Origin of the sequence: Tepidibacter mesophilus (assembly GCF_002724055.1) — a bacterium.
GTDB lineage: Bacteria > Bacillota > Clostridia > Peptostreptococcales > Peptostreptococcaceae > Tepidibacter_A > Tepidibacter_A mesophilus.
Window position 1 is genome coordinate 1 of record NZ_BDQY01000083.1, and the last position, 429, is coordinate 429.

1 tRNA gene and 1 rRNA gene are annotated in these 429 nt (G+C 42.2%); both read left to right on the forward strand.

The window, feature by feature from the left end:
- Nucleotides 1–87, forward strand: a 16S ribosomal RNA gene (locus tag Tmeso_RS16005); the annotation flags it as partial.
- A 65-nt stretch (nt 88–152) separates the two neighbouring features.
- Nucleotides 153–228: transfer RNA gene (locus Tmeso_RS16010), tRNA-Ala, on the forward strand.
- Nucleotides 229–429 lie beyond the last annotated feature (201 nt).

Genomic DNA, 429 nt, shown 5'->3' on the forward strand with positions numbered 1-429 from the left:
AGGAATCTGCCGAAGGTGAAATCAATGACTGGGGTGAAGTCGTAACAAGGTAGCCGTATCGGAAGGTGCGGCTGGATCACCTCCTTTCTAAGGAGAAATAACCTACTGTTTAATTTTGAGAGTTTATTTAAAACTCTTTTAAAATACAATATGGGGGCGTAGCTCAGTTGGGAGAGCACTTGCCTTGCAAGCAAGGGGTCAGGAGTTCGACTCTCCTCGTCTCCACCATTTAGTATTTTTATACTATATTAGTACTTTGAACAACGGAATTTATTTATAAATTCGTTGGCGACGTACTTAAACCGACGCGATAGCGAATGGCGTAGTACTTTGAAAATTGAACAGATTTAAATAAATTAAGGTTAAGTTATTAAGGGCGTAGGGCGGATGCCTTGGCACCAAGAGCCGATGAAGGACGTGGTAAGCTGC